General features: G+C 51.6%; 10 protein-coding genes. 6 read left to right on the top strand and 4 right to left on the bottom strand.

Going from position 1 to position 13,988, the window contains the following annotated elements:
• The first annotated feature begins 95 nt into the window (after nt 1-95).
• On the top strand, nt 96-608 hold the full coding sequence (locus tag ACJJIK_RS19455) for a flavin reductase family protein (protein ID WP_444929889.1): 513 nt from the start codon (nt 96-98) through the stop codon (nt 606-608).
• 154 nt (nt 609-762) lie between these two features.
• Complete coding sequence (locus tag ACJJIK_RS19450; protein ID WP_444943616.1) at nt 763-1,494, top strand: glycerophosphodiester phosphodiesterase; 732 nt, start codon at nt 763-765, stop codon at nt 1,492-1,494.
• 60 nt (nt 1,495-1,554) lie between these two features.
• Here ACJJIK_RS19450 and ACJJIK_RS19445 read toward each other — a convergent pair whose 3' ends face one another.
• Nucleotides 1,555-4,182 (bottom strand): TonB-dependent receptor plug domain-containing protein, encoded by a 2,628-nt coding sequence (locus ACJJIK_RS19445; protein WP_444943615.1) that lies wholly within the window; start codon nt 4,180-4,182, stop codon nt 1,555-1,557.
• A gap of 92 nt (nt 4,183-4,274) precedes the next feature.
• Between ACJJIK_RS19445 and ACJJIK_RS19440 the strand changes: the two genes are divergently transcribed.
• Nucleotides 4,275-4,469, top strand: coding sequence for a hypothetical protein (locus ACJJIK_RS19440; protein ID WP_444929886.1), 195 nt, complete (start codon nt 4,275-4,277; stop codon nt 4,467-4,469).
• A gap of 72 nt (nt 4,470-4,541) precedes the next feature.
• On the opposite strand, the gene ACJJIK_RS19435 is transcribed toward ACJJIK_RS19440, so the two are convergent.
• Nucleotides 4,542-6,101 (bottom strand): M20/M25/M40 family metallo-hydrolase, encoded by a 1,560-nt coding sequence (locus ACJJIK_RS19435; protein ID WP_444943614.1) that lies wholly within the window; start codon nt 6,099-6,101, stop codon nt 4,542-4,544.
• Between the two features lie 813 nt (nt 6,102-6,914).
• On the opposite strand from ACJJIK_RS19435, the gene ACJJIK_RS19430 reads away from it, so the two are divergent.
• Nucleotides 6,915-7,541 (top strand): DUF2799 domain-containing protein, encoded by a 627-nt coding sequence (locus ACJJIK_RS19430; protein WP_444943613.1) that lies wholly within the window; start codon nt 6,915-6,917, stop codon nt 7,539-7,541.
• 221 nt (nt 7,542-7,762) lie between these two features.
• Here ACJJIK_RS19430 and arfB read toward each other — a convergent pair whose 3' ends face one another.
• Nucleotides 7,763-8,182 carry an alternative ribosome rescue aminoacyl-tRNA hydrolase ArfB gene (gene arfB / locus ACJJIK_RS19425; RefSeq protein ID WP_444943612.1) on the bottom strand — a complete coding sequence of 140 codons (420 nt, stop codon included), beginning with the start codon at nt 8,180-8,182 and terminating at the stop codon, nt 7,763-7,765.
• A 425-nt stretch (nt 8,183-8,607) separates the two neighbouring features.
• On the opposite strand from arfB, the gene ACJJIK_RS19420 reads away from it, so the two are divergent.
• Together ACJJIK_RS19420 and ACJJIK_RS19415 are read left to right on the top strand one after the other, a co-directional pair.
• On the top strand, nt 8,608-10,989 hold the full coding sequence (locus tag ACJJIK_RS19420) for an autotransporter domain-containing protein (RefSeq protein ID WP_444943611.1): 2,382 nt from the start codon (nt 8,608-8,610) through the stop codon (nt 10,987-10,989).
• Between the two features lie 311 nt (nt 10,990-11,300).
• Nucleotides 11,301-11,591 (top strand): DUF1540 domain-containing protein, encoded by a 291-nt coding sequence (locus ACJJIK_RS19415; RefSeq protein ID WP_444929881.1) that lies wholly within the window; start codon nt 11,301-11,303, stop codon nt 11,589-11,591.
• 60 nt (nt 11,592-11,651) lie between these two features.
• On the opposite strand, the gene ACJJIK_RS19410 is transcribed toward ACJJIK_RS19415, so the two are convergent.
• Nucleotides 11,652-13,367 carry an AMP-binding protein gene (locus tag ACJJIK_RS19410; protein ID WP_444943610.1) on the bottom strand — a complete coding sequence of 572 codons (1,716 nt, stop codon included), beginning with the start codon at nt 13,365-13,367 and terminating at the stop codon, nt 11,652-11,654.
• Between the last annotated feature and the right edge of the window lie 621 nt (nt 13,368-13,988).

The raw sequence follows: 13,988 nt of genomic DNA, 5'->3' as shown, positions 1-13,988 counted from the left end.
TTTATTTTGATATGGGTTCGGGGTAAAGCGCGCAAATCATTTACTTTTGCCTTAAAATGGCCGCCCTTCACAGTTTCGGTACAAGTAGCCTTAGTATGACGACAGAGAAAAGCGGTACGACTCCCCCATCACCCGAGCAAAGCCGGCTGTTGCGGGACACCCTCGGCCACTTTGCTACAGGTGTCACTGTCATAACCACTCAGGATACCAGCGGCCAACCAGCCGGCATGACAGCCAACAGTTTTAACTCCGTCTCCCTGGATCCCGCCCTGATTTTATGGAGTATTGATAAGCAATCTATGGGCTACAAGGCGTTTACTACGCAAGAGCACTTTGCTGTTCATATTCTGCGGGCAGACCAGCAGCATGTTTCCAACCTGTTTGCCGGTCGGGGCGCAGACAAGTTTGGCCAGGTCAATTGGCATGAAGGCCCCAATGGCATACCCCGCCTTGAGGAGTGCGCCGCCTATTTCCACTGCCGTCGCGCCCAGTGTATCGACGGTGGTGATCACACGATACTTTTAGGCGAAGTTCTGGAATTTGCAGCCTTTGGCGGCGAACCTTTGATTTTCCATCAGGGTTGTTACCGCGCCCTGGCCGGAGACTAGCCGCGCGCCCCACTGTTCTACTCCCACAGGCTATAAAAAATAACTTTTTATAGCCTATTAGCCCACAACTGGCAGAAACTTTGGTGCTGCCTTAGCAATCCCGTAATACTTCAAAGGCAGTCTGTAACAGACCACGAAAATGGACTGATAAACCATGACTTCAGCTACGCTCTTCTGTTTCGCCCACCGGGGCTATCAGCAGCGAGCCAGTGAAAATACGCTCGAGGCCATCCAACACGCGCTGGAACTGAACGCGGAGGGGATCGAAATTGACGTGTGGAATATCGGCGGGCAACTTCTGGTCAAGCACGACCGGCGACTGGGGCGCCTGCTTGCGGGCTCAGAGCTAATCACGGAAGTACACCCGGAAATTCTGAAAGAAAGGCCCCTCCCCTGTGGCAATAAAGTGCCCACATTGCGACAGGTGCTGGAACTTGTGGGGAGCCGTGCCCAGCTCAATATCGAGCTTAAAGGGCCTGACTGTGCCGACCTGTTCGCAGAGGAGATTCGCGCTTTTACACAGGATACCGGCGCGAGCTGCGAACAGTACATCGTCTCCTCTTTTGATCACCGCCAGCTTTATCGGTGTCTGCAATTGATCCCCGAAGTCCGCCGGGGAGTACTGATTGTCGGCGTACCTCTCGACCTTGCCGCCTGCTCAGTTCCACTTAAAGCCTACTCTCTTCACACCTGTGTCGATTTTGTCAATGCGGATCTGATCGGCGATGCCAAAATGCGCGGGCTTAAAAATTATGTCTTTACTGTCAACGACCCCAACGACCTGATCCTACTGGCGGCCCAGGGCATCGATGGCGTATTCACCGATGAGCCCCAGATCGTGTTGGATTTTAATGCCCGCGCCGGGCTGACAAAAACCGCCCGATAAAAAACCTGACAATATTCAGAGGCTCCTCAACCAGGGAGCCTCTGCCCTATAGGCAAGCCTCTAAAAATCTGCACTCGCGCGCAAATACCAATAGCCGCCATTAAACCCAAACGGCGATGTCAGGGCATGGCGCACACCGAGAAATCGCAGTGTTGGGTCCTGCTCATCATCGGGCATTTCATCAAAAATATTTTCGCCCCCCAGGGATAGTTTGTAATTTTCATAAAGCGTAAAAGTCGCTTCGATATCTACCAGAATCTCACTGCCATAGCTGTAAGTATCGCTGGCATTTCCGTCACCAAACAAACCACTGGTGGACTCCCAGCCGGCATATCGGTTAAAGCGCAAATAGCCCTCGAAGAAGCTGCCGGTATCGAGATCAAAAGTTAACGTCGTCCGGTTGTTGGGGACCTGGTTTTCAAGATCAAACACCCGCGAGGCATTAATCGTATTTTCCGCGACATTGGTGACTTCCTGGCGGTTGTAATTGTGGCGTAGATCCACCACCAACAGGCTATCAAGTACGGCAAAATCGCTGGTAATCGCCAGGTCCACCCCGGACACTTCCGAGTCATAAGCATTGACGAAATAATTGGCATTACTGCCATTGAGCAGTGCCGCATTTTCTATACCGGCATTTTGCAGCAGGATAACTTCATCCTCTCCAATAGCGTTGTTGCGCAGAGCCAGGCGATCCTCGATATCGATACTGTAATAATCGATTGTCACACTGGTATTATCCATTGGGTTAAACACCGCACCCAGAGTAAAACTGCTGGACTCTTCCGGCTCCAACTCAGCAGCCCCCAGCGCTATCGCTACCGGGTGACTAACCGGGTAGGTACCATTGGGGATCAGGTTGCCGCTGGAATCCGATGTCGTGGTGACATTTAAGGTATTAACCTGACCCGGGGTGGGCGCCCGGAAGCCGGTATTTACCGTGGCCCGCAAGGCCAGCCGTTCATTGACATCGTAGCGGGCTGACAACTTCCAGTCCGAGGTTGAGCCAAATTCATCATACTCCTCCAGGCGCAGGGCCGCCCCCAAGGTCAGAGCGTCTGTCACATCCGCTTCGAGATCAATATAAGCCGCGATACTCTCGCTGCTGAAACTGCCCACCGCCTCGACCGGGAAACCCTGAAAACCATCGGAGCCCACGCCAAAGTAGGCCGCCGTCGGCCCCACCGCGATAGACGCCGCATCGCCCCGGCCAATTGAGTAGGTTTCTTCGCGCCACTCAGCACCAAATGCCAGGTTCAGTGGGGAGGCGAAGGCCATAACCTCGATGGGGTAGACAAAATCTGCATTGAAGCTGGACTCTTCCTGTGTGAGCGTGCCCGGCTTGAACGACGTGGGAGACAAAATCCCCAAACTTGGGTTAATAGAATTTTTAAGGACATAGTCCACTTCATTTTCTGCCAAGCGCCCGCGTATATCCCAGGACAGGCCATTAACCAACTCCCCACGGGCACCCACTACTGCGGCAATATCGTAAATGTCTGCCCCAAACTGCGGGTTATAGCCCCCGGGAAACTGGGTATAAATCGGGTTGCGCAAGACGTAGCCACTGGGGCTCGATGAGTCAGCCACCAGGTAATTCGATGGGTCCAGCCCCTGCGCCAACAGAGCGGATATTAACGACTGGGGCGCGGGATCGGGCATGTAATCGATACTGCTCGGGTCCAGCGGATCATTCGGGCTATCGACTTGCAGAGTCCCCCTGGCGGTGAATTGGTATTCCGGGTCCAGTACCGGGCCGCGATAGAAGAAGTCTGACATCGTCTCATTCTCGGAGTATCCCAGATTTCCATATAACTCAACCGAGTCAGAAATTTCCAAGCCACTATTAATAAACAACTTCATAGACTCGATATCGGGGTCTCCCCACCTCTGTCCCAGGCCATCCAGGGGTACCAGATTGCTACCGACAACGGTCCCCACCAGCTGCGCGTCCGGGCGCGCCTCACTGCGCCAGGTTTTGTCTGCACGGGAAAATTCGACAGTGCCATTTACAAACCCAGACTCCGTCAATGCAAAACCCGCATTTGCCGCAAGGCTCATCCGGGTGCCATCCCCTTCATAATATTCCCCGGTCTGCGCAGACAGGCTAAAACCCTCTGCGTCATCCTTCAGGATAATATTAACCACCCCGGCAATCGCATCGGAACCGTACTGCGCCGATGCCCCATCCCGCAAAACCTCAACCCGCTCGATAGCCATAGCCGGCAGTGCGGCAAAGTCCACGGCTTGAGCGCCTTGATTCACAGTGCCCAGGGGGGCGAGCTGTAAGTTGACCAGTGCGGAGCGGTGGCGACGGGTTCCATTGACCAGCACCAGAGTTTGGTCTGGAGATAAATTTCGCAGCGTCACCGGACGAATAAAAGCGGTACCATCGGCAATGGGAAATCTCTGCGTGTTAAATGAGGGGGCAATTTTTGCCAGGGATTCCGTCAGATCAAAGCTGGCCTGATTGGCAACATCCGCTCCAGCAACCACATCGACCGGCGAGAGGGTTTCAGTGGGGGATACCCCCTCTTTGCGTGTACCCGTGGTTATCACTTCCTCCATTGCCCGGTCAGCAGAATTGGAGGCCTCCTCTTCCCTCTCTTCAGCGACAACATAGCCACCAATATTTAAAACCGTAACAGCCACTGCAAGAGACAAAGGCTTTAACACATAACGCTTCATATTCACCACCCTCTTTTCTCATTATTAATTTCAAGAAGAATAGCACCGGATAAAATTCGGGAGCCGCTGAGCAATACACACGGGTGTTAGGCTTGATTCAGGATTTAATCCATAAAAACCAACAAAACCAAATTCAATTAATTAGTGAGCACACCCAAAGTGAGCGCTGGTTAGGTTTTTACGCGAATAAATGCCAACTTCCAACCAATCAAAAAATTAATGACGTGCTTTTTCTTAAAAAAGAGGTAAGTTCACGTTCAGCAAAAACTCAAAACTGCCAAACGTGACTTTCTGGAGAGGTGAAAAATAACTAACTACAATAAATCAGCAAGAAATACCGCAGCTACATGTAATATTGGCTATTCAGGCGTATAGGTAACATCCACCTCATAATCTGATCCCAGGCGACTATAGCCCCGCACCATAAAGTAGGCTTCGCTCTCACCACTTGGCACGGTTAAAGAACAAGTCTCATCGCTATCCCCCTCATAGGGGCGGCAATCGTATTGGCGCAAAGTCGGTGCCGCACCAAAACGCACATACAAGTCCGCATCATTAGTACCGCTCATCTCTGCAGTAAAATCAGTACCGGGTGTCACACTGAGGGGGCCATAGTCATCCTCCGAGCTGCGGCCGACATAGCCACTGAAGGTTTCTGTTTGTTCCTCACCTGGGTCCGGATCGGGATCGGGGTCTGGATCGGGACCTGGATCATCCCCGATATAGCCCTTGGCCAACTCGGCGACATAAGCCGCTGCGAGCTTGCCAAATTTCACAGCATGACTGGCATCCCCGCCACTGTTAGCGAGGGTATCACTTGAGGTGTGGATATATGGGTTTGAACCGTTAAAAGTCGCCTCAAAAGGGAAGGAAACCGGGTAGCCCTCGTTGTACCAGGAGGCGTGATCGGAGCAGGCGTAACCACAGTAAGCGGTTGCAACCGTGAGATCGCTCAGGTAGGTCTCAGCCAGGTCCTCAAGGAAGCTATTCTGAGCACTATTGGTGTAATCTCCTATAAGGTAGATATCACTATTTGAGCCATGGTAATTTGTCATATCCAGCTGTAAAGCACCGATCACATTCTTGTTCTGTGAGCGGTAATCTTCCGCAATATCACCGGAGCCCCGCAGCCCCACTTCCTCAGCAGCGTAGCCCATAAAAGCCAGGGTTTTATCCGGCTTGTAGTCGGTGGCAACAATTGCATTAATAACATCTGTCAGTGTTGCGATACCCGAGGCATCATCATCGGCCCCCGGTGCCCGCGTACCCTCACCGGTACCAAAACCCACGGTAGAATCCAGATGAGCTCCCAGTACAATAATTTCATCAGGATCTGTTTGCCCCTGAATCGTCAAAATAACAGAGGGCTGTGCCCAGCTATGGCTATAGAGCTCCACAGAGGCATCACTGCGTGAACTCGTCAGCGCCTGCCATTTATCCCTTATCCACTCGGCACCATCCACACCGGTAGAAGTACTGTAATAGCGATTGGTAAAGTTCGACAAAGTTTGAATAGTTGATCGTATATTGGACTCTGAAATCTCTGCCTGTAGGGCATTCACCGCATCGGCATTGTCAATAGAGTAGGCGATCAAGTTATTAAAAGTTGTCGTCAGTGATGAGACCTGTGCGGCCTCGGCCTCCTCCAGTGAGTCATGCACCATAAAACCGCCGCAGCGATTATGGTTAATATGCATTAATGTCGATATATCGGAGAGATTCTCCTCATCAACCTTTAAAATAGTAACGCCATTACGCTCCTCACCCTGGATTGTGAGTGACTGTTTGGCAACCAGGCTATTATTTTTCTTTAACGTTTGATAGCCGTCACTACCGATCGTTATCCACAGCTCTTGAGCCATAACAACACTGGGGATTGCAAGCACCCCCAGCAAAGACCTTCTAATCATTTTTTTCATTATCTTCTCCACATTGAATTAACCCCCTGCACACTCCTTACACATCCAAAACACAGGCGGGCAATAAACACACATGCAAGAAGCCTGCACAAACAGCAATTTTGAATTTCAACAGCATTCAAATAGCGGAAAAATATCAAGAGTGGAACTACAGACCTTACCAACAAACAATCACGGACAATCCAAGCCATTTATTATTATTTATTTTTTGAAAAACGCAGAGGGAACAAACAAAAACAGGTTGACCAACCTGACCTGGGAAAGCTAGCACAGCACAAAAAAATACTAAAACCACTTGGCGCCATTCAACCTAGGAGCCACAATAAACTATAAGTGGATCACAAATAGGCAAAAAAACATAGAATATAAAAAACCTATTAATAACAAATAGAACTAGAAACAGTTCAAAAACCCAAGGGCTTTCTTCCCCTTTACTTTAATTAGATCTACAACTGCCCCATCACAGGAAAGGTCCACACCATCCCACCCAAGCCCCCTTAATCCCTGCTTGCCCTGTAATATCCCAATCGGCAAAATCGCGGATATCTACAGGTCATACTGCAAAATTGACACGCGCCCGATAGCGTTATAGCCCCACCTCAGTGCAGCGAAGCCCCGGTAAAGCTATTTGGCTTACCCGCCCGGCAGGGCTGCAAAGGCTAACTGGAACCCACTGCCATCGGCTCCCACGGCCAAGGGGCACCTCTACACCTCATAGTTTGATAAAATAATGTCCAACTAAGAAGCCTCTTCAGCTTCCAGTCAGGATCGACTGGGTAAGCTGCAATAAAACCAATGATATGGAAAGCCGTCGTGAAATTTGCTCCCGGAATCACCCTCCTCTTTCTTTTTGCGCTATTAATCTCAGGCTGTGCCACCATGAGTGAAGATGAGTGCTATGTCGCTGACTGGCAGGCAATCGGCTATGAAGATGGCGCAGCGGGTCGAGACCTGTCCTACTTGGGCGGGCGCCGCGAGGCCTGTGCAAAGTATGGCGTATCGCTCAATACCAAAGCTTATCGCAGTGGGCGCAGCGAAGGGCTGGAGTTATTTTGTACCGAGCTGCGCGGATTTGACCAGGGGCGCTCCGGCAACAACTACAACGGCGTCTGCCCCGCCGACCTCGAGGGCCTGTTTCTGCGGGGATACCATTCCGGGCAAGATATTTTTCATGCCAAAACAGCTGTAGACGCACTGGTAACGACCATTCACGATCTCGAACTGGAGAGGGAGCAGACCCTCGATAATATGACAGAGATCGGTGCTCTATTAGTGGATGAAACCGTCAGCAACTCTGAGCGGGTGACGTTCATCGCTGATATCGCCCGCCTGAAGGTTCGCCATTCAGAGCTGGGGATGGAGATCGAAAATTTACAATTCGAATTGGTACAACGCGAGGCCGAGTACCAGGAAATCCTCGCCCGCTCTCCCTACCTCTAGCGACTCCTCTCTGGTCAACAAGCATCAAGGAACCTCTGTGGAGATTAGAATCTGCGGAGGTTCAAGGGAAAATCTATCCAATCCAGCTTGGCACCACATGACAAATGGCAAAGCCGTTTATCAATAGCGAAATTGCACGGATGGCCACATTCTGGCAACAGCCCAAATTGGCACCAAGGGACCAAGTAAAGCTTCGAAAAATAAACACCCCTGCCCCCGGATCAGTGCTGATCTTTAACTCGCCCCCTCATTGCCTTTACCTGGGAGCGACGATTTTTTGTTTGCAGGCGGCGCTCCTTCGCACCGCGACTGGGCTTGGTTGCCACGCGAAACTTCGGTTTGAAAGCGGCTTTATCGACCAGCTCCTGCAAGCGCTCCAGGGCATCTATACGGTTTTTTTCCTGGGTGCGAAACCGCTGAGCCTTGATCACCACCACGCCATCAGAGGAGATGCGCCGATCTTTTAATTTCAACAGGCCGTCCTTAATCGGTGCTGGAAGTGAGGAGGCCCGGATATCGAAACGCAGATGAATCGCGCTGGAGACTTTATTTACATTTTGGCCGCCGGCGCCTTGCGCGCGTATCGCACTCATTTCGATCTCATCTTGAGAAATCGACACCTTACCTTTTCCATAAACCATAAAATCCAAAACCCGAGCTACATCGTTTTACTAAAAATACAAAACCCAGTGACTATTCTGCCCAAATAGCCCAGCGGCTAGCCAGTCCTGTCACACAGATACAATTCGCCATTGACAGAAATCAAATGACAAAAAAATGCTTTCTATAAAGTGGCAGTATTGAGGGATAAACATCATTTACCGAGCAACCCTCATTAAGTAATATTGCGCCAGCCCAATAAAAGCTATTAAAGCGGCCTCACAGGCCGACAAAATACCCGAAATGATTTGTGACTTATTTTAAAGTTATAGTCAAATTTGATAATATCGCCCAGCTACCTTGAGGTACTGGAGCAAAGAACAATAAAGACTCGCGCCCTGTAGTTTCCTCTGGACTGCTCCCGATGTCTCCGCGGGTGTGAGATTACCGCGACAAGGAGAAAACCATGCACAACGCCAAGCGTAGCCTCGCTGCGGCCATTGCACTCGCAACAATGACAAGCCCTGCGGCCTTTGCCAAAGACACCGCTTTTTCCCAAGTTATCGCCTTTGGTGACAGCCTGACCGATGTCGGCAACTACGATGTATTCACCAATGGTGGCGACGACCGCGAAGTTGCAATCAGCATCCTGTCACAAAATTTAGGCCTGGGAGCCATTACTCCCTCCTGCGCAGATCTAACACTGTGCCTGCCGGATGTCGACCTGTCTGATACCAGCATGACTACAGAGGAGCTGCTGGCGGAAGCTCAAGCTCAAGTATCGGAAGCCTTTACCAACTCCGGCAATGGCTGGGCTGTTGGCGGCCACAAGGCAGCGGATGTCCTGGTCAATATTATCGGTAGCGAAAACTACTACGCGTACCTGGAAGCCAGTGGCATCACCTATGACTCCAGCATGCACAGCTTTGCCAGCGCACTCCTGCCCGACCGTACACGGGACACAGAAACAGGTCTTTACCCCGACCTGACTCAACTCGCCTACGTACTGGCAGCGCAAGAGGACCCGACCCTATCCTCTCAAATGCGTGCAGCTGGCGACCTGTATACCGCAGCAGGCGACACTGATACCGCAAGCTACTACTACAGCCTGGCAGATGCGATTGATGAGGCCCCGGCCACTATCATTGCTGACAGCGGCACGACTGGCAGTCCGTTCCCTCTCGGCATGGGCTACCTGGAAACCACTCTCGGCAGCGTTGACCACAATGCCCTTTACTGGGTCAATGGCGGCGGCAACGATCTCCTCAGCGGTTTCTCCAGTGTCGCCGCTGGCACTGCCACCACCGAAGAAGTCACTGCGGATCTGGAAATTGCATCGACAATGCTGGCGAGCGCTGCCGGCGCGCTGTCCGATGCCGGAGCCAATTACATCCTGCTGTCCAACGTACCGGATATCAGCAAGACCCCCGGTGTTTACGCCGCAGCCTATGAGGCGGTCTACTCCAGTGATGACGCCGCCACTCTACAGGCAGCCGTTGACGCCGGCCTAATAACCCAGGACGAGGCTGACGCCGAGCTGGCCGACGCCATTGACGGAGTGCTGTCAGAGGCCAGCGCGGCTGCTGCAAGCTTCAACGCCGACCTGCTCAGCAAAGCCAAAGATATCGACGGCGTGTTGATGGTCGACCAATCGGGGATTCTTCAGGTCGCCCTCAATAACCCCAGCCTGCTGGGACTACCCTCCGACCTTGATCAGAGCCAGTACTGCTACGACGATAGCGGTAATGACTGTATTGAGCATCCAGTTTACGGTATCGACGGCAGCAATCCCGATGCGGACCAGCTGATCTTTAACGACAGCGTACACCCCACCCAAATTGGCCAGGAAATTCTGGCTGACTACTACACCGCCGTCGTCAATGCCGCTCAGGTGGCCGGCCAGTTGCCGGATATCGCTATCCAGGCTGCCCGCACCCACACCAACAGCCTCGACGAGAGCCTGGCAAGTGTGCGCTACCGCCCCGCGCAAACCGGCGTATTCGCCGGCAGCTCCCTGGGTAATATTGACTACGATACCGACTACACCGCAAACGTCAGAGGGGACGGTTACTCCAACGTTCTCGGCCTGACCTACGCCCTGCGCGACAACGCTGAAATCGGTTTTGCGGTAAGCCGCTCCAATATCGATGTGGATAACTCCCAGCTCGCTATCGACTCCACCTCAACCAACTACAGCTTCTTTGGCCGCATGCACTACGACATTTTCTTTGTCGAAAGTAACGCGACCCTGACCGATGTAGATTACGACGAAGTTAGCCGAGCCGTCTCTCTCGCCGACGCTTATAGCGGCGACCTGACCGGTAACACCTCCGGCCAAAACCTGTCTCTGGGCATTACTGCCGGTGCCAATCTGCTCGACAGCGGCACCTTCCAGTTCGGCCCCTTTGTCAGCTTCACCAGGGTCACTACCGATGTAGATGGCTATACCGAAGATGCGATTGAAGGCTTCACCTACATCGATGCCAATGGCAATGAGCAAGATCCCCTGGGTATGAACTACGGGGATCAAGAGCGCCGCCTGAGAAATATGCGTTTCGGTGCTTTTGCCAGCAAGAGCTGGGAGACCGTTAACACCTATGCGGAAATCTGGTATGAAGACACCAATGGCACCGAGGAAGACACCATTGAGGTCGGTGTTAAGTCCATGGAAGGCAATATGAATGCTATGCCGAGCTACGCCAGTGTTGACGAAGGCATCTTCAACGGCGGCATGGGTATGATTGCCGGTATTCGCTGGCAGGCCGCTGACGCTATCGCAGTGAATGCCACTGTCGCGTCCCGCCCGACCACTGAATCGGCTTCCGTCAATGTAACCTACCGCTTCTAAGTGGTAACTGTGCCCCCGGCCGGGGGCACAGCCTCTCCCCTCTGCTACCTCTTTTTATCCTCACTCAAACCTCTCAGCCCCCAATAAAAATTGCAGGGTATCGGGCTCGTCAAATATTCGGGGTAGATACTATCGGCCAGGTGAAGCTGGGCCCCTAAAAGGTCTATAAACGATTCACTGAAAAACTTTTTGCGATAAAAAAATAAACCTATACAACAAAAATAAAAATTCCCCCACGGACTCTATGGTTTTTTATTGATTTGCCTCCAGGCTGAACTAGTCTCCAACTGACGATTAAGGAGAGGCCTGCCATGATTATCGCAACCGATATGCCAGAAGTCAGTCGCTGTGCCGCCAGCCAGTGCGCATATAACGCCAATGATGCCTGCCACGCCAGAGCGATTACTATTGGCGATGGTGCAGATCCCGACTGTGACACCTTTTTCACCAATTCCCGCCACACAAGCAGCTCCCGCACCGCCGGCGTCGGCGCCTGCAAGATGGAAAACTGCAAATTTAATGATGACTTTGAGTGCTCAGCGGAAAGCATCCAAATTGAATTGAGGGGAAGATCCCAGCACTGTCAAAGCTACACTCACTGACTGGGCACGCAAAAAAAGCCCGGCGCAATAGGCCGGGCTTTTTATTATGGCTGGCTGGTTTTAACTCGCCACCTCCAACGAAGCCTCCTGGGAAACCTCGGCAACTGGAGCGCGGGGCTCCCAAACAATCCCTTTAGCATCCGAATACTGCTTAAATAGCGGCTGATAGTGGGCTTCCAATACCTTGCGCTTGATCTTCAAGGTCGGCGTCAGAAACTCATTGAGGGGGGTCCACTCTTCTCTGGTAATAAAGATGGTGTTAATCCGCTCATATGGCGGTAACTTCTCATTCACAGATGCCAGCAACTTCTGCAACTGCCCATCGACCTCCTCCCGCGCCAGCTTTTCAGCAGACTCGGAGAGTGTCACCAGCATCACCGGCTGATCCATTCCATGCCCGAGTACACAGAGCTGGGCCAGTAATGTCTCATTGCCAAAATAACTTTCGAGACGGCTGGGCTGAATAAATTTTCCTTTACTGGTCTTAAAGGTCTCAGAAATACGTCCGGTAATATGCACAAGGCCATCTTTATCAATAAAACCGGAATCGCCGGTATAATAGTAACCGTCCCGTAACACCTCCGCCGTTTTTGCCGGCTCCAGGTAGTAGCCCTTCATCAGGGAGCCGCTTTTAAATAGTATCTCCCCCTCCTTGGAAATCTTAACTTCACAGCCATGGTAAGGCTTACCCACGGTTCCAGGAACAGGGTCTTCCCCCGGCGGGGCAAAGCAGCCATAAATAAAGTTCTCGGTCATACCGTAACCATCGGCCACCTTCATACCCATACGCTCATACCAGCGAAGCAGCTCAATAGAAATGGGCGAGGCGCCACTGATCAATACCTCAGCCTCATCCAACCCCAGCCCATAGCGAACTTTTTTTCTCAGCCAAGTATTGATTCCGGGAATACGCAGCAACACCTGTTGCAGTGACGGCGGAATTTTTTCATCAATTCCCTCTTTGAACTTGGTCCAGAGCCGGGGAACCGAGAAAAACATCGTCGGGCGCGTGCGCTTTAAATCTTCCAGGAAAGTGTCCAGGGACTCGGGGAAGTGAATTCGGGTGCCCGAATACAGACAGTGGAATTCAACCAGTATCCGCTCTGCGGCATGGGCCAGGGGCAGGTAGGAGAGTACCCGGTCGTTTTCATCCATGCCGTAACCGCGAATCATATTTGGCGAGACAAAGACCACCGAAGACCAGCTGTGCATAACCCCTTTTGGATTACCGGTAGTTCCAGAGGTGTACATAATCGTGAAAATATCATCCAAATCGAAGACCGGCTTCCCCTCAAAGCGCTCACAGCCTTTAATTAGGGACTCCAGGTCCTGGTCACAGCGGATCTCACAGCGCTGGATAGCGACGGAGGGCAACATATCGGCAACCTCCTGAAGCGCCGCATTATCATCTGTGGCACCGCAAAAAAGCATCTTCGATTCAGAGTGCTTCAATACATAGGTCATGGAGGAGACCGACTGACCCGGGTAGAGTGGCACGCTAATCATACCCGCCAGCATGATACCCACGTCTACAATAATCCAGTCCGCGCAGTTCTTGCCGTGAATAGCGATGCGATCACCGGGCTCAAATCGACTGCGTAAATAGCCCGCGATCCTGCGCGCCCGATCCATCACCTCGCCCCAGGTGTAGTCTCTCCACTGCCGCTGCTGCATCTGGCGAAGAAAAATGGCATCGGCCTGCTGCACTTCTCTCTGGTACAGAAGTTCCAGAGGCTGTAGGTCCTTCACCTTTTCGTACTTTTCTTCTGGGGTCATCGCTAGTCCTCTCTCATTATTGTGCTTTTTAATTATGGATAACGTCGATCGCCTGGGCAGATTGCACCAATATGCGGCATATCAAGACAAAGTTACCGAAATCACTTAGTACTAAGAAGCCTGTAAATAACTCCGTCATACTTCTACGGGGCTTTCAGAGTGACTCAGAGGCTCCATAAAGTAATTAAATAACGACTTTTGCCCAGTTTGATTAGATCCGTCTTTTGAATATGGCAGATGAGACACCCGGGTAGGGTAGTATCTCTGACAGTTATTGTTTTCTGTAAAGTTACTGAAGATCTGCTATTAGTGCAATTCCTGTTATCCCCCGGCAGAAAGCGGCTGAATAGTCACATAGGGGCAATCCCCTAAATAAGCCTTCAGGGGACAAGCCTAGACTACGCTCGTTAAGTTGAAATCAGCGACATTCAGGCATAACTTAAAGCAATGCCGCAGAGAGGTTGTACTGTAAGTACGCTATTCGAAGATATTCAAAACTGGGGATCAGCCAGGCAGCTCTCCAGCAAAAACCAATTGCCCTCCATTTTACGGCCACTCTCACTAAGCAACCTCTATTAGAGCGCCGAAATTTTCGATTATCTTATTCAGATCAGAATTGAG

This window comes from Microbulbifer regidiadema (SeqCode), from assembly GCF_052466995.1.
The sequence above is the reverse complement of the archived record's forward strand: the minus strand, read 5'-3'. Positions and strand labels throughout refer to the sequence as shown.